General features: G+C 60.1%; 10 protein-coding genes and 1 other annotated feature. All 10 genes read left to right on the forward strand.

Annotated elements, in window-relative coordinates; genetic code table 11:
• Positions 1-215 precede the first annotated feature (215 nt).
• On the forward strand, positions 216-4,994 hold the full coding sequence (locus AC6ROY_RS23900) for an Ig-like domain-containing protein (protein ID WP_500103068.1): 4,779 nt from the start codon (positions 216-218) through the stop codon (positions 4,992-4,994).
• 111 nt (positions 4,995-5,105) lie between these two features.
• Positions 5,106-5,957 carry a response regulator transcription factor gene (locus tag AC6ROY_RS23905; protein ID WP_500103069.1) on the forward strand — a complete coding sequence of 284 codons (852 nt, stop codon included), beginning with the start codon at positions 5,106-5,108 and terminating at the stop codon, positions 5,955-5,957.
• Entirely contained in the window at positions 5,954-7,822 is a 1,869-nt protein-coding gene (locus AC6ROY_RS23910) for a cache domain-containing sensor histidine kinase (RefSeq protein ID WP_500103070.1), read from the forward strand. The genes AC6ROY_RS23905 and AC6ROY_RS23910 overlap by 4 nt, the downstream gene beginning before the upstream one ends.
• A gap of 147 nt (positions 7,823-7,969) precedes the next feature.
• A complete protein-coding gene (locus AC6ROY_RS23915; protein ID WP_500103071.1) occupies positions 7,970-8,923 on the forward strand; it encodes an ABC transporter permease in 954 nt (317 codons plus the stop codon).
• A gap of 17 nt (positions 8,924-8,940) precedes the next feature.
• The gene (locus AC6ROY_RS23920) at positions 8,941-9,846 is read left to right on the forward strand and encodes a carbohydrate ABC transporter permease (RefSeq protein WP_500103072.1); all 906 of its coding nucleotides are present in this window, start codon (positions 8,941-8,943) and stop codon (positions 9,844-9,846) included.
• A 19-nt stretch (positions 9,847-9,865) separates the two neighbouring features.
• Positions 9,866-11,509, forward strand: a complete 1,644-nt coding sequence (locus AC6ROY_RS23925; protein ID WP_500103073.1) for an extracellular solute-binding protein — start codon at positions 9,866-9,868, stop codon at positions 11,507-11,509.
• 133 nt (positions 11,510-11,642) lie between these two features.
• Positions 11,643-17,825 (forward strand): OmpL47-type beta-barrel domain-containing protein, encoded by a 6,183-nt coding sequence (locus AC6ROY_RS23930; protein ID WP_500103074.1) that lies wholly within the window; start codon positions 11,643-11,645, stop codon positions 17,823-17,825.
• Between the two features lie 104 nt (positions 17,826-17,929).
• Positions 17,930-18,184 carry a helix-hairpin-helix domain-containing protein gene (locus tag AC6ROY_RS23935; RefSeq protein WP_500103075.1) on the forward strand — a complete coding sequence of 85 codons (255 nt, stop codon included), beginning with the start codon at positions 17,930-17,932 and terminating at the stop codon, positions 18,182-18,184.
• Between the two features lie 129 nt (positions 18,185-18,313).
• Positions 18,314-18,564, forward strand: a binding site (T-box leader).
• 300 nt (positions 18,565-18,864) lie between these two features.
• The gene (locus tag AC6ROY_RS23940; RefSeq protein WP_500103076.1) at positions 18,865-18,996 is read left to right on the forward strand and encodes a hypothetical protein; all 132 of its coding nucleotides are present in this window, start codon (positions 18,865-18,867) and stop codon (positions 18,994-18,996) included.
• Positions 18,997-19,034: 38 nt separating this feature from the next.
• Positions 19,035-19,304 (forward strand): hypothetical protein, encoded by a 270-nt coding sequence (locus tag AC6ROY_RS23945; protein ID WP_500103077.1) that lies wholly within the window; start codon positions 19,035-19,037, stop codon positions 19,302-19,304.
• The last annotated feature ends 32 nt before the right edge of the window (positions 19,305-19,336 follow it).

Genomic DNA, 19,336 nt, shown 5'->3' on the forward strand with positions numbered 1-19,336 from the left:
TGCAAAGCAACTCTGCGAGTCAGTCCCGCGACACGGGCGGAGGCCCGGTCTAGTCGCCTTTTCAGGCAACACACTTGACTGCTTTTTCAGATTGGCGGGACGGTTCGTCAAGCTGCTGCTGGAGGCTTAACCGGTCATCGAGTCACAAAATTTGCCGCCTTGATCAAAGGGAAATCCTATTGATCGACTATTTTTATAGTAAAGGAGCAACTTTTATGTCGCGATTGCATAAACGGTTTCTCAGCACGGCCTTGGCGGTCATCATGCTGCTTGGACAATTAGGGGGCCTGGCCCCGCCCGGCTTGTCGGCTGTTCCACAGGCATTTGCCGACGCCTCCGTTTTGGATGGCGGCAGCGGCGAATCCGCAGCCGGCGTCCCGGATCACTTGAACATGGAAGGGGGGCCTTCAAATGATGGGGATTTACCTGCAATCGACTCCGATGCCGTGCTGCAATCGGTCTATGGCGATCTGCCGTCGGCTGTGGCTCCTGCCGTGTACGGCGTTGTTGCCCCTGTGACGACGAACGTATACGCGCAGCAGCTGCCAGGCTTGATCGCTTATTGGGATTTCGAGCAGGTTGTCAACGATACGGTTGCTGATTTGTCCGGCAATGGACATACAGCTACGGTGTACAATGCGACCCAAACGAACCTTGGACGCAGCTCCAAGGGGATGTATTTTAACGGCACAAGCGCGTTTCTGAGCGGCGGGCCTGCCTCGGGTTACGATCTGCGCAGCGGCTTCACCATTGCGATGTGGGTACAGCCGGAAATGCAAAGCAACGGCATTCACAAATTTATGTCCTGGGATGACGGCTTCCGCACCAGCGGCAACGGCATCGAGATGGGATTGGCGGCGAGCGGCACGAGGTTTTCCTTTATGCTCAAAAACGACGTGACCCGCGAGGTCGTCAATACGTACCATCCGATTACGACGATGTTCGGCAAGTGGAAGCATATGGTGATGACATGGGATCAGGTCAGTAAAACGATGCGCATTTACCAGGATGGGCAATTCGTCGGGCTGGCGACGTTCGCCGGGCCGCTGCTGTTTCCGAACCGCGATCTGTGGATCGGTAAAAACAACGAAAACTATTTTCATAAAGGCATCATCGACGAGGTCAAAATGTACAACCGGGCGCTCAGCGCCGCCGAAATTATGCAGGTGTACAACGATCTGCCCAGCGTCCCCGTCACAGGCGTGACGATCAGCCAGACGAATCTCAACCTGGCGCTCGGGTCAACCGCACAGCTCACGTATGAGATTCAGCCTTATCATGCGAAGGATCTGGGCGTGACATGGCTGAACAGCAATCCCGGCGTCGTTACCGTCGATGAATTCGGCCGCATCGCCTCAGTTGGCGTAGGGACAGCTGTATTGTCCGTGCGGACGAATGACGGCGGCCATCTCGCCTCCTGCACCGTGACGGTAACCGAGCAGCCGGTGACGGGCATCTCGCTGAACAAAACAAGCTTGGCGCTAGAGGAAAACAAGACGGAGCGTCTGTTTACGACCGTAAGGCCGCTGAACGCGACGAATCAGGCCGTCGTCTGGAGCTCCAGCCAGCCGTCGATTGCTTCGGTGGATGAGGTTGGCATCGTCCGTGGCCGGTCCTCCGGTCAAGCGGTTGTGACTGCGACGACGGTAGACGGCGGCTTTACGGCGAGCGCCCAGGTGACGGTGACCCGGACGCCGGTCGCCAGCCTGACGCTGAACAAGACGGCGACGACGATTGCGGCCGGAGGCAGCGAGAAGCTGACGGCGACGGCAGGCCCGGTCAATGCGACGCATAAGGAGCGGCTGAGCTGGAGCTCCAGCAACGAAGCGGTGGCGACGGTGGACGCCGCCGGGCTGGTCATCGCCCGCGGCGCGGGCCAGGCGATGATCACGGTCACGGCGGACGACGGCGGCCGCACGGCCTCGGCGACTGTGACGGTGCCGGCGTTCGGAGCGGGCATTTGGAGCCAGGTGTTTGTGCTGCGGGATTACTTGAATATTTATGATTTCCCGGAGGAGCTGATCCGTTACCCGCTGACGTTCCCGGCCGGGACGGTCAAGCAGCACGGCCTCAAGCTGACGACGGCGGCGGGTCAGGAGATTGCCTACCAGCTGTCCGGGGTGAGCGAGGATAGCGAGGGATATGTGACGAGCGCAGCGATCAGCTTCCGCGCAAGCTTGAATAAGGGCGCGATCCAATCGTTCCTGCTTGATTATGATCCGAATTATGAATATGCGCTGTCAGCGGCTTCTAGAATCACGCTGCAGCAGCAATCGGATGGAAGCCTGATCCTGTGGTCGAATCAGCAGCAGCTCAAGGTGCCGTCAGGCACGCAGGCGTACCCGGGCGGACTGTCGCTGGCGGAAACGCCTGCTCCGATCTTGGCTGTGTCCCGCGACGGGCAGAGCTGGGCCGGTGCAGGTACGCTTCAGGGCCCGGCTGCGATTCAAACCACTTCGGTAACGGGTGAAATTGTCGAGCAGGGACCGCTGTCGCTGACCTACGACGTGACGTATACGTTTACAGGCGACCGGACGTACAAAGTACGGCTGACGCTGCGCCACAATGAACAATATGTGACGGTGGATGAAACGATTGCAGGCTTTACGCCCGGCGATGAAACGTACTTCAAGTTTTCAATGCTGAATGGCATTAACCCGGATGGGCGATTGGTTATGACCAACGGCGGCTACACGTCGACGTATTCAGGCAAATACAACGACAAGCTTGGCCTCGGAGGCAAGCTTCCTTATGAGCTTGGTTTGTATGCGGTCAACAACTATGGCGTCATGCGCGCGACGGTGTTCTGGAAGGACAGCGGGACGAATGCCCTGATGTTCAGCCTGTACCGCAACCGCGACTGGAAGTCGTCGCAGCGCTTCTTCTATCAGTCGCCGGGCCCGCAAAATCTGAACTTCTACGCCGCTGGCGGCGACTCGTATATGCTGACCCGGCTGGAGGGCACGGAGCGGTACTGGGCGCTTGGGCTTATTCCGCGCAGCGAGGTGATCGTGGCCGCGCGGACCGGCACGACGGCAGGCCGGACGTGGCTGGCGGATTCGGCGATGACCGGCTACGAGAACCGGTGGGGAGCCGGACCGGAGGTGCGGCTGTTCCAGAAGCTGACGGATTTCAGTCTGGACCGCAACAAGGAGCTGGTGCTGGATTGGAAGGACAATCCGGAGCTGGGGCTTGCGCTGCCGGGCGGCGAGCGGAATATGAGCGCCAACAGTACGGTCACGCACAGCGCCTGGCTGGCTTTCCAGCTGAACTACAAATTTAATCCGCTGGTCGAGCGTTATCTGGATGCGTCGCTGCCGCAGCGGAACGACCGGACGATGCTGGAGGAGTACGCGAACAGCCGGTGGAGCTGGACGCCGGCTCAGCGGCAGCAGGCGAGGGCGCTGCTTGCCTTTAATGCGTACAGCTCTGCCGAGGATACGAATTTCCCGCATACGTCGATGGTGTCCGGCCATGCGAACTTTACGATCGACGGCAAGCAGGCGCTTGGAATTACGCCAGGCGTGTTCCCCGAGCATCCGGCAGCTCCTGTGTGGAAGCAGGAGTTTATGACCTACTATGATGAATGGCTCAGTGTGTTTGTCCGCAGGCCGCGTCCCGAATTTAACGCCAAGGGCGGCCGCTGGTACGAAAATCCGACGACGTACAGCCTCGCCTCTCTGCGGCCGTTGCTGATGGCGTACTGGGGCTTGAAGCAATACGACGGCACGGATTTGTTCGATCACTCCAAGTTCCGCGACTGGATGCGCTGGAACATGAACATTTTGGTTCCGGCGGAGGGAGGCGTCCGGATGATTCCGCCGCAGGGCGCTCATGCGCTCGCGAGCGAATTGCCGGGCGGCGAATTCGCAGGCGTGCTGGAGGCGACTGTGGAGGCGCTGAAAACGAGCCGCAATCCGGTAAATATGACGCTGGGCCGCAATCTGGAATGGAGCATTTCCAAAGGGAAGCGGGGCGTGCAGCCAGCGCTTGAGTCGATCCTGTACAGCGATTACGGCGCTGTGCTGCGGTATGATTTCGGCGGGCCCAATGAAGCGTATCTCAACATCCAGCAGTTGTACGGGCGGGCGTATCGGTGGTCCACGGTGTCCAACGGCAACCTGATCTACGCCGCCAAGGGCCAGCGGCAAAGCTGGAACGCCGCCGAAACGAATGGCGACAGCCTGAATGTGCAGCTGCTGTCCGACTTCGTGCCGACCGGCTCCAGCATGTCGCTGGGCGACCGGCCCGTGGAGGCGCTGCTGTACAATTTCGATTTTGCCCAGTATTACCGGGCGGACGGCAAGTCGGCCCCGTATCTGGGCCGCGGGGTGATGATGGTTCGCGACGACTTCCTGGCGATTCATGATGAGATGACCGACGGAGCGACCGGCACATTTTATTGGAACAACTCCGGACACAAGCATACGGGCGAGCTGCCGTATATTGTTCCGGTCAAGCAAGGTCCGGGCTCGCAGCTGCATATTGTCGCTCCGAAGGGCGTTTCCTCAGGCACGGTGACGGGCAGCGCGTATGGAGCGGGAGCGCCGACCGTTACGGGAGACGTTTACGGCGCCTTGATCAATGGCAGCGACTTTGTATTTATGAGCGGCAAGCAGGAGCCGCAGCTTGATGTGACCGGGCCGAATGTCATGTTCATCGGGAAGGTCGGGTATGCAAGCTGGCAGGCGCTGGCGCTGTTTGAAGGCAAAAAAATCGGATTTGGCGGATTTATTCTGGAACGGATCAGCGGCGACTTCGGCTTCAGCGCGCAGAAGGTGAGCCGCACGGAGATGAAGGGCCGTATTGCCGGGAAAAGCGGCGGCTCGCTGCGGATTTCGCTGCCTGCCGATTTCCACTTGAACAGCCTGTCGGTGAAAATCGACGGGGTCGCGGTGCCGTTTACGGTGAACGGACGCAACGTATACTTTGATGTCAGCGTGACTCAGCCTGGCGGCTACCGCTCGTACGTCATTACGTCGCAGCCGAATTAACGGAGCCTGCGCTCCCTGTTAAGGATGGTTTGCCGGAGGTCCGCATAGGATGCGGGCCTCCTTCGTATGGATAGATGAGGCCAGTTGCGCCCATCGGAAGGAGGAGGCGTGATGCCGCTGATCCAGGCTCATGTGGTGGAGGATGTCAAAATTGTGCGTGAGGCACTCGCGCTGCAAATTCCGTGGGCAGCGCTTGGCGTCAAGCTGACGGGCTTGTCCGAGCATGGCGAGGAGGCGCTGGAGCGGATCGGGCAGCTGACGACCGGCGCGCCGGAGCTGCTGATTACAGACATCGGCATGCCGGTGATGGACGGTATGGAGCTGCTCCGGCATATTCGGCGCATGTATCCGGATACACGCTGTATCATTCTTTCCGGGCTAGACGAGTTCCAGCATGCGCAGGAGGCAATCAGGCTTGGCGTGGCCGGTTATGTGCTGAAGCCGATTGATTTCGCGGAGCTGACCACGGTCATCGGGCAGGCGGCTGATGCGATCCGCGCCGACCGGCAGCGGCAGGACGAGATGAAGCAGGCGCAGCGTATTGTGCAGACGCATCTGCCGCATCTGGCGCGGGAAGGGCCGCCGCCGACAGGGCTGCCCGCGCGGCTGAAAAGCCAGCGGACGGTCGAGCGCATTTTGGAGCTGATTCAAGGCGGGCTGACGTCCAGCTCCTTGTCGCTGCAGTCGATCGCTTCCCGGGTGCATCTTAGCGAAAAATATGTGAACAGCCTATTTAAGGAAACGATGGGGACGACGATCGTCAGCTATATGATTGCGCAGAAGATGGAGCTGGCCGCCCGGCTGCTGCAGGATCCGGAGGTGAAGGTATACGAGGTGTGCGGCCGGGTCGGCTACACGGACCAGGATCATTTCCGCGCGAGCTTCAAGAAGCATCACGGCTGCACGCCGACAGCGTTTCGCAACCGTTACGTGGTGCGGGCAGAGGGGGAAAGGGACGATTGAACCGTTTGAAATTCGGGCTGCGCCGCAAACGCTTCGGCTTGTACCAGCGCATCGTGCTTCCGGTGACCGCGCTGCTGATCATCCTTGTATTTACGCTGACGCTCGCCGGAGGCGTGATCGTTGCGGCCATTCAGAACGCGCAGACCGGGCAAACGGTGCGCCAGTCGATGGACTACGTATACCGCAGCGTCTGGCACCAGCTCAGCAGCCTTAAAAACATACCGAGCTACCTGTTGTCCAGCAGGGAGATCGAGCGGCTGCTGGAGCAGCAGCATGCTTCCAGAGCAGACGCGGTCGATGACTACTACAGCCTGTATACCGAGCTGGAGGGCATGTCGCTGATCTCCCTGCTGAATGAGTCAGACCCCTACAGCCACGCGCAAGTTACCTATGCCGTCTCTATGCTGGTAACGGAGGAAAGCGGGCTGTATGAGCTTGCGACGAACCGGTTCACAGCGGTCAACGGGGTATACAAGGTGGACGATGCGCGGGACGCCGCCTGGTATCGCGAGCTGTCAGGTCCCGGCAATCCGATGGTGTGGTGGGCGGAGCCGGAGCCAGGGCCTGACCGACGGGATGGAGCAGGCGGCAAGCTGTTTGCGGCCAAGCGCAAGGTGAGCATGATGGATGGACGCGATCTGGGCGTTGTGGTCGTTGCGTACAGCCTGGACAACATCGGAGCGATTTTCAAGCGGAGCGGGCTGGAGCAGGGTCGTTATGTGCTGTTGGATGAACAGGACCGGGTCATCTATGGAGCGGGGTATCCGTTCGGATACGACCTGGGGCGCGAGCCGTTTATGGCGAGGCAGGCCGGACAGCGCGAGGACGTTTACCGGGAGACAGCGAGCGGCGAGCAAAGCTGGATCGCTTACCGTCGCTATGACAACGGCTGGAAGCTGCTGCTGCGTGTGCCGACGAAGCATCTGGAGGATTACACCGGCTGGATCATAAGCATTGCGCTCGCAGTCGGCTTGCTGGTCGTCAGCGCCGCCGCCCTGCTGCTTCGGCGGATGGCCGCCCGCGTGTCGGCGCCGATTGCCGAGCTGGCGGGCATGATGAAGCGGGTGGAGCTGGGCGACTTGCGGCAGCCGGAGCGAAGGGCGCCAACCGGGATCGAGGAGCTGGATTTGCTGCATCGGGGCTACCGGCATATGATCAGGCGGCTCCATGAGCTGATCGAGGAAGTGTACGGCCAGGAGCTGGCGGCCAAGCAGCTGCAGCTGGAGCTGCTGCAGGCGCAGATTAACCCCCACTTTATGTACAACACGCTGGACATGATCAACTGCCGGGCGCTGTCGCTCGGAGATGCGGAGACGGCCAGAATTTCACGGCTGCTGGCGGATGTACTGCGGTTCGGGCTTAATCAGGGCAGTCCGACGATCCCGCTGCGCGATGAATTGCGGCAGGTGCGCAGCTATCTCGAAATTCAGGCGCTGATGAACGAGCAGCTGTCGTTTGTCATCGAAGCCGACCCGCAGCTTGATCGGCTGCCGGTTGTGCATTTTATGCTGCAGCCGATTGTCGAAAACTGTATCGTGCATGGCTTCCGCGCCAAACGTTCCGATTGCCGGATTCGCATCCGGGCGGCGCGTGACGGGGAGGAGCTGGTGATCGAGGTGTGCGATAACGGCAGCGGGGCCGATGCGGCGAAACTAAATGAAGCGCTGGACCGCGATGATCCGCGAAGCCCCGTACCCGGAGCCGCGGGCTTCGGCACCCGCAATGTGGACCGCCGCATCAAGCTGCGCGCCGGACGGCGGTATGGCCTCCGGTATACGGCTCTACCAGAGGGCACCTGCGCATGGCTGCGGCTGCCGTTGCCGCCGGCGCTTGGCGAAGAGGCGGGCGGCGGCGTAAAGACCTGAGTTTTCCCCCGGCAACTCGTTCGAATCCCCGGTTTCAAGCCGGGGATATTTCCGTTATCGTAAAGATGTAAGCCCTTTCCCGCTGGAGTGGCCATACAAGCGGGCGGGCGGATGCAGCTGATGAGGATAGAGAGGAGCTGAATGGCCGTGAACACGGTAACCCGAACGGCCTCAGCGGCCCGCGGGATTCGGAGCCAGGCGCTGTGGGCGCGTGTCTGGCGATTCCGGCTGTTGTATGTGCTGCTGCTGCCTGCAGCGGTTTGGGTCGTCGCCTTTGATTATGTGCCGATCTATGGGCTTAGCGCGGCCTTTCTGCACTACAACTATGTGCAGGGCATCGCGGGCAGCGAGTGGGCGGGCTTGCATTATTTCCGCCAGCTGTTCGAATCGGAGATGTTCCGGAATGCGCTTGTGAATACGATCATCATTAATTTGTACAAAATGATCAGCGGCTTCCTGTGCCCGATTGCGCTGGCGCTTGCGCTCAGCGAGGTCCGGGTGTCGTGGTACCGCAAGACGCTGCAGACGGCGGTTTATTTGCCCCGCTTCGTATCGTGGGTTGTGTACGGCGGGCTGATCACGCTGCTGCTGTCGCCGGAAACGGGCATCGTCAACAAGCTGCTTGTGCTGCTGGGCGGCGAAACGGTGTATTTTTTGGCGGAGCCGCATCTGTTCCGCGGGCTGCTCGTCATTACGGATGCGATGAAGGAGATGGGCTGGGCGGCGATTGTTTATATGGCGGCGATCAGCGGCATTAACCTCGAGACGTACGAAGCGGCGATTGTGGATGGCGCGTCCCGCTTCCAGCGCGTCATGCGGATTACGCTGCCGGGCATTGCGACGACGATTGTCGTGTTGTTTATTTTGCGTGTCGGCTTCATCATGAGCGCCGGCATCGACCAGGTGATTAACCTGTACAATCCGATGGTGTATGAGGTCGGCGATATTTTGGATACGTATATTTACCGGATGGGCATCGAGCAGTTCAATGTCAGTCTCGCCACAGCGGCCGACGCCGTGAAGGGACTGGTCGGACTGGTGCTTGTTGTGCTGACCAACGCGATCGCCAAGCGGATCAACAGCGACTCCGGTATTTTTTGAAGGGAGGTCCGTGCCGGATGCCGAACCGGATGCAACGACTGCTTGGACGCCGCATAGGGTGGAATGAACGGCTGTTTATCGGGCTGAACTATTCGCTGCTGACGCTGATTACCCTGGTGATCGTGCTGCCCTTCTGGTACGTGCTGGTCGTTTCGGTGACCCCGTATCATGAATTTATCGGACGCAATGGCTTCATTTTGCTGCCTCGCGAGTTCAGCCTCGAATATTATGAATACTTGCTGCGCGAAGGCTCGACCATCTACAAGTCGTATTATACGACGATCCGCAATACGGTCGGCGGAGTGGCGCTGGCGCTGCTTCTGACGGCGACCTCCGCTTACGCGCTGGCCGAAAAGCGTCTGCCCGGACGCCGCTGGCTGCTGCTGTTTTTCGTGCTCACGCTGTTTTTCCGCGGGGGGACGGTGCCCTTGTATATCACGGTCAAGCAGATGGGACTATTGAACACCGATATCATCCTGATTCTGATTATGGCGTACAGCGCCTTTCTGATGATTATTATGAAAACGTTTTTCGAATCACTGCCGGAAAGCTTGCGGGAATCGGCGGCGATTGACGGCGCATCGGAGTTTCGCATTTTGTGGCAAATTGCGCTGCCGCTGTCGCTGCCGGCCGTTGCTTCGATTGGCTTGATGTACATGGTGACGTACTGGAATGACTTTTTCAACGCGCTGCTGTACGTGTCCGACTGGAACAAGGCGCCTGTGCAGCTCGTGCTGCGGACGATTATCGCCAATTCCAGCTTGCCGCCCGAGCTGCTTGAAGCGGCGGGCACAACGCCGCCCCCGACGGTAGGCATTCAGATGGCGTGTATTATGATCGTGGCGCTGCCGATGCTGGTGCTGTATCCGTTCCTGCAAAAATACTTCCAGCAAGGCATGCTGATCGGCTCGATCAAAGGGTAATTCAAGGGAGGTTAACGAGATGACGCGTAAACCAAACCATCGCAAGCTGGGAACCGCCGTGCTGTCTACGCTGCTGCTCAGCGCGGTGACAGTCGCCGCCTGCTCGAACGGCACAGACAAACCGGGAGGAACACCCGCGCCCGGAACCGGCCAGCCGCCGGGCGGCGATCCGCAGGTCGAAGGGCCGTACGAGATCAAGTGGCTGCGGGCGATTGATGTCTCCAAGCCGTATGATCCGGCGAAGGATGTCATCAAGGCTGCCGTGGAGAAGGCGCTGCAGGTCAAATTTAACGTCGAGCTGGTTGATAATCAGCAGTATAAAACGAAGCTGAACCTGCGGATGTCAAGCGGCGATATGCCGGACCTGGTCCGGATTGATGTCGCCGATGATTTTCAGAAATACGCGTCGCAAGGGGCGTTTGTCGACTTGACCCCGCTAATTAACGAGAAGGATACGCCGAACCTGCTCAAGGAGGTGCCGGCCTCCGTGCTGGAGCTGGCGAAGGTGAACGGCAAAATTTATGGCATTCCATACGCCGGAGGTCCGGGATCGGGCTACCGCTGGAACATTGCGATGCGCAGCGATTACTTGCAGGAGGCAGGAATTGCGCTGCCGAAGACGCTGGACAGCTACTATGCGGCGCTCAAGAGGATCAAGGAGCTGAAGCCGGACGTCATTCCGCTCGGCGGTTACTCGGCGCAAATCGGTGAAACGAAATATGCGAACAATTCATTTGACCTGATCTTCGGCGCATACGGCGTAACGCCGGGTTATTTCACGCAGAAGGACGGCAAGTTCAGCAGCTACGATATTGACCCGCGCACCCGCGAGGCGCTGGCCTTCTTGCGCAAGCTATACGGCGAAGGGCTGATCGACAAGGAGTTTGCGACGATCAAGGAGGAGCAGCTGCGCGACAAGCTGTACGCCGGGAAGCTGTTCTCATGGATGGGCTGGTGGTCAACGGCGAGCGACTACGACACGCAGATCGAAACATTTGAGCTGAAGAAGGCGGGCAAGCTGGGCAAGGACGACAAGCTGCCGGATCAGTCAAATGAGCCGTTTAAGTATGTGGCGCTCACCGATGCGCTCAGCGGTCCCGACGGCACGTATGTCGCGCCGCAGGGCGCGCCGTTTAACCAGGTGTTTGCGATCAGCGCGAAGACGAAGGACCCGAAGCGGCTGCTGGCGATTCTCGATAAGGGCATGACGGCCGAGCTGCAGCAGCTTAGCATCTGGGGCGTAGAAAACGTTGACTTTACGATTGAAAACGGCAAGCTCAAGCAGCAGGCGGGCGTGATCGATCCGAAGACGCAGGTTGACAAGGACGGCAATTTCCGCGGGCTGCAAGGGTATACCTGGGCGCCGGGCCTGAACGGCTGGCCGCGGTATTTGGAGGCGACGCCGCTTCGCCGGGAGCAGGCGCTTGGCATCGCGATCCATAACAAATACCAGGTGCAGGATGCGTCCAACTATTTGACCTCGCCGACGAAGGTAGCGAAGCTCAAGGAGCTGAATACGCTGCGCGACTCGTATTTCACCCAAATCATCATGGGAGCCGAGCTTGGCAAGTTTGACGAGTTCACCGCCAAGTGGAAGGCGCAGGGCGGCGACCAAATCTTGAAGGAGCTGGAAGCGTCGCATAAGCAGAAGCTGGGCAACTAAGCGGGAGGTGGCGCGGAGGCAAAAGCTGGGCGGTTAAACGGAAGGCGTCACATGAGCGGAAGTGGGGCTGCGGGGCTGTTCAGGCTCCGTCCCCGCCTCCCTACGTCGATTTGCACATCGAGGGGGGACGAGGATGTACGCACGACATTTGCGGAGAAAGGGGAAACAAAAAATCGCGCTGCTGGTCATCGCCTGTATGCTGGGCGCTTTGCTGCCCGTTCCGGAGGCGATGGGAGCTGTCCCGGCGGACACCGGGGCGGTACGGTTTCAGGACGACTTTGAAAGCGTAGTCAATCAATGGGATGGCAGCGGCTGGACGCGTGAAGCCGATCCGGACACCGGCTCGCAGGTCGGAGCGCTTAGCTCGACGGGGGGCCAATATCCGACGGCACGCGCCAGGCCTGCCCGCTGGGACAGCTACGAGACCACCAACGCGGACTATTTGTTGTCCTTTCAGGCAAAGACAACGGAAGCGGCGGCCGGAGCGCCGAAGCAGTTTCGCACGTTGTTCCGCTACGATGCCGCGTCCGGCGGCGCGCCGAATTACTACTATTTCGAGCTGCGACCGAGCGCCAGGACGGTTTATTTCGGAAAGTACGAAAGCGGAGCCGACATCCGGCTGTCCGGCCCGTATTCGATTGCTGACAAGGTGAGCGGCTACAGCGACCAGACATGGCATGCTTATACGGTTGCCGTCTCGGGCCAGCAGTTCCGGCTGTCGATCGACGGCGTGCCGATTGCATATGCGGCCGACCCGTCGTATAGCCGGGGCACGATTGGCTTCGCCGTCAAAAACGCCGCTGTGCGCGTGGATGATGTGCGAGTGTCGGCGCTGCCCGCGCCTGCGGGACCGACGATTACGCACACGCCGCCGGCCACGGTACTCGCGGGTGAGCCGCTGACCGTTACGGCGCATGTCTACGATCCTTCGGCGGTGCCTTCCGCCGTGTACGGTCAGCCGTCGATGACGGCGGTCCAGGTGCATTATTCGGATGGATCAGGCGGACCGGAGGCGATGCTAGCGATGACCGCTCTGGGCGGTGGTCTGTATACGGCCGTGCTGCCGGGGGCGGCATCCGGTCCCGTTCGCTATTGGCTCCGGGCTGTCGGCAGCAGCGGCGGCGTGACGGTCAGTCCGGCTTCGGGCGTGTATGAGGTGCCGGTGCAGGCGGCTCCGCTGCATATTACGCATACGCCGCTCACGACCGTTCCATATAACGCCGAGGGCAGCGGCGTGTTTTCGGTCACAGGCCAGCCTGCGGGGGCGGCCGTGACAGGAGCCGTGTATTACCGCTACGGCGATGAAGCCGTATTTGCTGCTGCGGAGGCTGTGCAGACCGGGAGCAGCTTTACGTTTGCGATTCCCGGCACCAATCAGCATGCAGCCCTTCATTATTATCTTGAGGCGCGCAGCGCAAACGGCGCGCTCGGGCGATGGCCGCAGACGGGCGAGCAGACCGTAACGGTCAGGCCGCTGGTCCGGTATTTCACCGATTTCCAGCAGGATGCGGTCGGCAGTATGCCGGTCAACTGGGCGCTGCGCGGCAATCAGCCGAATGTCGGCGTGTACGATGAAGGCAACGGCAACAAGGTGCTCCGCTTCGCCAATACGAAGGACGGGGACCGGGCTTCGGCCAAATTTGTTCATTCGCTGTATGCCAATATGGATCATGTCAAAATCAAGTTCCGGGCGAAATATGTGAACCGCAATACGAACCCGGCGACGCTGTACAATTTGTGGCGGCTCCGCTACCGGGCTTCGGAAACGCAGCTGTACAACACGATGGAGTGGTCCACGCATAATACGAAATACATTATGTTCCGGCGCACGCAGGAGGGCGGCTACACGAACGGCAGCTACTACCGCTCCGCACCGGACGAATGGCACACGTATGAAGTGGAGGCGTCTGGCATTCACCACCGGCTGTTCATAGACGGCGAGCAAGTGATCGAGTTTGACGATTTCGCCGGCGATGCGCCGTTGAAGGGCTTTCTGCAATTTGATACGGTCAACGGGCTGGAGCTGCTGATCGACGACCTGGAAATTACGCCGCTGCCGCTGCCGTATACGTTTTATGTGCAGCCTGCGAATCATTATGCCGGCATCTACACGCTGGGCGAGCCGACAGGCCTCGATGTGACGCTTGGCGCGGGCCCGGTCCGGCAGACGTTTCTTGTTCGTTATACCGTATCGCGCGCGGATGGGGAGCGGGCGGAGGTCGCGTCCGGCAGCCGGGAATTTGAGCTGGAGGCCCATGCAACGCTGACAGATACGCTTGCCTTCGGACCGTCTCCGCTGCCGCTCGGGACGTACGATATTCGCGCGGAGCTGGAGCTGGACGGGGCGCCGGTACCGGAAAAAAGCCGCACGATGCGGATGGCGGTTGTGCCGCAGGTCGCTCAGCCGGGGCGGCTCGATGTGGATCACAGCAGCAAATTCGGCTTTAACACAGGCTATGACCTGACCTGGTCGGACGACTCGCTGGACAGCGTCGCCGAGATGGGCGTCCGGCACGCGCGCCAGGAGTTCGATTGGCCGGTCATCGACCGGAACCAGGGCACGTACGACTTCTCGGCCTATGATGCGATTGTGGAGAAGATGGAGTCGCGCGGCATTGCGGTGACGCCGATTATGGGCATTGCGACAAACGGCGCATACGACAGCTCGCCGGTCGTCGACAACCCGGCGGGACTGGAGGCGCTCGGGGCCTTTACGGAGGCGCTAGTGAATCATTACAAGGGCAAGATTCGCCGCTATGAGATGCCCAATGAACCGGAGCTGGCGTTCCGTCCTTACATTCCGCAGGAGCTGATCCAGGTTCAGAAAACGTTCTACCGGCATATGAAAAAGGCTGATCTCGACGCGGTGCTGCTGGCAGGCGACCATACGTCCGGCGTACTCGGCGTTTTGCCTGCGGAGCTGGAGCTTGGCTCCTACAATTACGCGGATGCGTTTTCGTATCACCGGTATACGTATGGCGTGATGCCGGACGGCTTTATTCAGCAGCAGACGGGCGGCGTCCAGCAGCTGATGGATGAGCTGGGCGGCTGGAAGGATTTGTACGTCACCGAGTCAGGCTGGCCGACTGCGCTGGCCGGTTATCCGAGCGTCGCCCAGGAGGTGCAGCGGGATTACGCGGTGCGCGGCTTTCTGATCGACATGATTTCCGACCGGACGGGCGGCTTGTATCACTTTACGTGGAAGGACGCGGGCTTTGACGATAACTTCTACAATACCAGCTTTGGCGTCACGGATGGCAACGGCCGGCCGAAGCTTGCTTATGCCGCCTTGACGACGCTTATGACGACACTGGACCGTGCGCAATACGTCGGCCCGCTGGAAACCGGGGACGCGACGGTGGAAGCGCATCTGTTTCTGAATGGCGGCGAGCCGGTCGCTGTGCTGTGGAAAAAGGTAAACTACGGCGAGCAGCCGGTGGACCAGGCGCCGGTATCGACGGTAACGCTTGCGGTGTACGATGCGGCGTCGGCTGCTCCGCCGTTGACGAGAATTGACGTTAACGGTCATGCAAGCTTGCTGCCCGCGGCAAACGGCGGCTACACGATGACCGTCGGCGGCTCGCCGCTGTATGTGAAGGGGCTTCCGCCGCACATGCTGTACGAGGCGTCAGCTCGGCTGCTGACGGACCGGCTGCAGGACATTGCGGCGAAGCTGGAGGCGGCGGCCGAAGGCAACGAAGGAGCAGGCGTCTCCGCCGAGCTGGCCGAGGCGACCCGCATTCACGCGGCGGCGGGGCTGGCGCTGCATAGCCCGGGCGCGTCCGGCCGCGCTGCCGGACTGGAGCAGGCGATCAGCGATGTATACAGTCTGATGGGCGGCATTGCCGACCGTGCCGGCGACGGCTCGCTGGACCGCATTCGCGCCTACGTTGCGCTGGAGGCGCTGTACAGCTACGCGGAGCGGGCCGGCATGGCGCTGGCTGCCGCCCGGCATGAGCTGGGAGCCGGCGGCGTGACGCTGGATTATGCGGCTGCGGTAGGCGCAGCCGGCACGACGGATAGCGCGACGGCCCGCTATGCGTATGAGCAGCGGATCGGCGAGAACGGGCTAATGCCCGTATCGACAGCGGCGATGATGCGGGCGAACCGGTACGGCCGGCTGGCCGAGCAGGCGCTGACGGACGGAGACGCCGGGCTGGCTTTCGCCTACAATGTGCTGGCGCGCCAATTTGCCGGAGCGGTGCGGCAGATCGTGGCGTCGGAGCCGGTCATCTCCATGGCGGTCACGATGTCCGCCGAGTCGGTCCATGGCCAGCTTGAAGCGGGCGACGCCAAGCCTGTCGATGTGACGCTGACGAATCGGACGGCAGCGGCGCAGACAGCCGTGCTGCGGCTGACGGTGCCGGCTGGTTGGGAGAGCGTCCAGACGGAGCCGCAGGAGCTGACAATTCCGTTAGCGGCGGGAGCAGACACCTTGCGGCAGCTGGCCGTCCGTGCGCCGGCCGATGCGGCCAGGGGTATCTATTACGCAACCATGACGCTGCTGCTGGATGGTCAGCAAGCCGACCTGATTAAAATCAAGCTGACCGTCGCGGATGCGATCGGCGCGAGGCTGATGCCGGTTGCGGTGCCGGTTCAGGAGCTGCACGAGGTCACGGTGCGCTTGACCGGCACCTCGCGGCAGGCGCGCAGCGGCAAGGTAACGCTGCGCGGACCGGATGGCAGCGTGCTCGCGCCGGCGACGCCGGGCGGCGAGCTGTTCCACATCCAGCCGGGCCAGACGCTGGACCTCGCCTTCCGCTGGACCGACCACACGGACCGGCCGTTCCGGGAATATGTGTGCGAGCTGGAGGTCATTGACACGACGGACAATCGGCTTGTTTTCAGCGATGATGCCGTGCCGCTGGACTTTCTGCTCGTTCAGAAGGCGGCGACGCCTCCGGTTATCGACGGGGAGCTGAGCGACTGGGTGGACGCTTTCCCGTTTCATCTGCGGGGAGCGGAGCGCAATGCTACCGGCTCGTATGACAAGGAGGATCTCGATGCGACGGCCTACTTGAAATGGGATGCGGACCATCTGTACGTTGCAGTCCGGGTCACCGACGATATCCACAAGGCATCCGAGCCGCCGTCCGGCATCTGGAAAAACGATTCCATCCAGCTCGCGATTGATCCGCTGAATGACAAGGGCGGCACGTACCGCGCGGATGATGTGGACTTCGGATTTGCGCTGAACGATTTCCGTGAGCTGCTTGGCTACGTATTTGCCGCTTCGCCGCCGAATCAGACCGGAGATATTTCCACGGCGCTGCCGTTTGCGATTACCCGCGATGACGAAACCCGCCAGACAGTGTATGAGGTGCAAATTCCGGGCAATTCCATCGTCAAGGATTTGCAAGCCAGGCTGGCGCTTGGCAACGCGATCGGCTTCAATGTCGTCGTTGGCGACGCCGACTTCCAGGAGGGACGGCAAAATTACGTCGGCTGGACGAAGGGGATCGCGGACAGCAAAAATCCCGGCTTGTATGACAGCTTTATATTGACGGACGCGCCGTTTACTCATACGGAGCCCGAGCCGGACCCGGATACCGTGCCGCCGCAGTCAGCGGCGGCCGTACAGGGCGGGCAAACCGGCGGCTGGTATACGTCGGAGGCGACCGTCACGTTGTCCGCTGTCGATGACAGAACGGCGGGCGTGGCGGCGATCCGCTACAGCACGGATGCGGGCCAGACGTGGCAGGCGTATACAGAGCCGCTGCGTCTGACGGCTGAAGGCATACACCGCATCGACTTCTATGCGGAGGATGCCGCAGGCAACCGCGAAACGGCCCAGTCAGTGACGGTCCCGCTGGACCGCAGCGGCCCGGCGATAAGCGGTCCGGCCCGCGCAGCCTTCCGCCAGACGGAAGTGATCGAGCTGGCGGCGAACGCGGTGGATGCGCTCAGCGGCGTCGCCTCCGTTGCACTGCGGTTCGACGGCAAGCTGGCGGAAGCGCCGGTCGCGTTTCCGGCCGCTACACTTGATCCCGGCGCGCATATGCTGGAGGTTCGGGCGACGGACTATGCCGGACATTCGAGCGTCCGGACCTTTCAGATCGAGGTCGGGTTATCCGCCGCCGAGCTGGACGATGTGATCGCCCAAGGCCGGGCGGACGGGCGCATCAGCAGCGAGGGGCTTGCTCGCAGCCTGTCGGCCAAGGCGCTGCTGGCTGCGGCGCTGTCAGCCGATTCCTGGCTGCGGCCGCTCGTGCTGCTGGCGCTGGAGCTGGAGGTCCGGGCGCATGCGGGCCGGCAGCTGACGCGTCCGTTCGCCGACTTGCTGCTGCGGGACGTGGCGTACTTGAGAAGCCATTAAGCTGCAGCGGGCAGAAGGCTGAAAGGATCGGCTTCAAGCATCAGGCCGCTGCAGTTGTGACAGGCGGGCGATCATGGTAGGATGGGGGCAAAGGAGCTGAGCTGATGACAACCGAGCCTGCAAAGAAGCCCGGAGCGGCGGGGCAGCCCGCCGAGCCGGCCAATGAAATTCCGCTTGATCTCGGCAAGCCCGCGCGTCGGGCGCTGATCGGAGCCGGTTACTTGCGGCTGGAGCAATTCACCGAGCTGCGCGAAGCCGAGGTGCTGAAGCTGCACGGCATGGGCCCGAAGGCGCTGGGGCGATTGCTCAGCGCGCTGGCCGAGCGCGGGTTAGCTTTTGCTGATGCCGACCGCGGCTGAGCAAGCGGCGAGGCGGCCTGCGCGACTGGCTCAGTCGTGAAGTCAGGATGGCGGAACAAACGATTACTACAGCTTGATGCTCAATTCGAATTCCTGTAAAATAAAACTATCTTGGTTGTTAAGCTCAAATATAAAGCAATGAATGGAAAGAGTAGTGGCATGTAGTCGTCCAAGCGAGCCGGTGTTGGTGTGAAGTCCGGTACGATTAATTGCTATGAATGGCTCCATTGGCTTCAACCCGAACTTCGTTATTCGAACAGTAGGCTTTGACAGAATCCCGCCGTTATCCATGGGAACCCTGTTAGTCGTATTGACAGGAGTAAGAGCGGCCTAATAGCCGAATTCGGGTGGTATCGCGGAGTAAACACTTCGTCCCTTTGTGGGATGAGGTGTTTTTTGTTGTGTACGGAATTTTGATTCATTTATTTGATTCAATTTTGACGACCCGTCTAAAGAAAATGAGTAAAAGCAATTTTAACCTCAGCAGCTATGTATTGATGCTTGACCCAGCAGAGTCTATCCGTAAAAAGATTGCATGAGCAGTTACCGATTCCGAAGGTATTTTTCGCTATGATTGGGACAACAAACCGGCGACCAGTAATCTGATCGAGATCTACTCCGTATTCTCAGGTGAGTTGGTTGAGACGATTGAAAGCAGATACGCGGGGAGGGGCTATGGCGTGTTTAAGAAGGAGCTAGCCGAGGTTGTGGTAGAGAAGCTAGTGCCGATTCAGACACGTTTCAACGAGATTGTGCATTCGCAGGAGCTGGATTACATCCTGTGGGGGTGGAAAATAAAAACTCATTTCTGAAGTTGTACCTCTGTCAAATATTGAAAGGGTGAGTGAACTTGTCTAGGGGAACAGCAGAACTATTATTTAATGCTATGGTGGAGAATGACCAGGAAAGTATCATAGTTGCATTACTAAGAACAATCAAGGAACAGTATTCAGTAGTCGAGTTGGGTGAGGAGTTTTATTTACAATTACAAAAAATCGCTCCTCATATTAAAGAGAAGAAAACCAGAGCAGTATTGATTGAAGCAATGACTGAGTTTCCATATTTTAATTATGATTATGAACTCAACTTTCGCAGCTTGAAATCGGCAAATAAGCCTTGATGTAGCTGGGCAAACCGGCGATCCACTGCTGT

This window comes from Paenibacillus sp. sg306046 (genome assembly GCF_059821225.1).

Bases quoted from the DNA above. Each gene is read 5' to 3' on its own strand.
- AC6ROY_RS23900 (WP_500103068.1), top strand. From the start codon at position 216: ATGTCGCGATTGCATAAACGGTTTCTCAGCACGGCCTTGGCGGTCATC.
- AC6ROY_RS23905 (WP_500103069.1), top strand. From the start codon at position 5,106: ATGCCGCTGATCCAGGCTCATGTGGTGGAGGATGTCAAAATTGTGCGT.
- AC6ROY_RS23920 (WP_500103072.1), top strand. From the start codon at position 8,941: ATGCCGAACCGGATGCAACGACTGCTTGGACGCCGCATAGGGTGGAAT.
- AC6ROY_RS23925 (WP_500103073.1), top strand. From the start codon at position 9,866: ATGACGCGTAAACCAAACCATCGCAAGCTGGGAACCGCCGTGCTGTCT.
- AC6ROY_RS23930 (WP_500103074.1), top strand. From the start codon at position 11,643: ATGTACGCACGACATTTGCGGAGAAAGGGGAAACAAAAAATCGCGCTG.
- AC6ROY_RS23935 (WP_500103075.1), top strand. From the start codon at position 17,930: ATGACAACCGAGCCTGCAAAGAAGCCCGGAGCGGCGGGGCAGCCCGCC.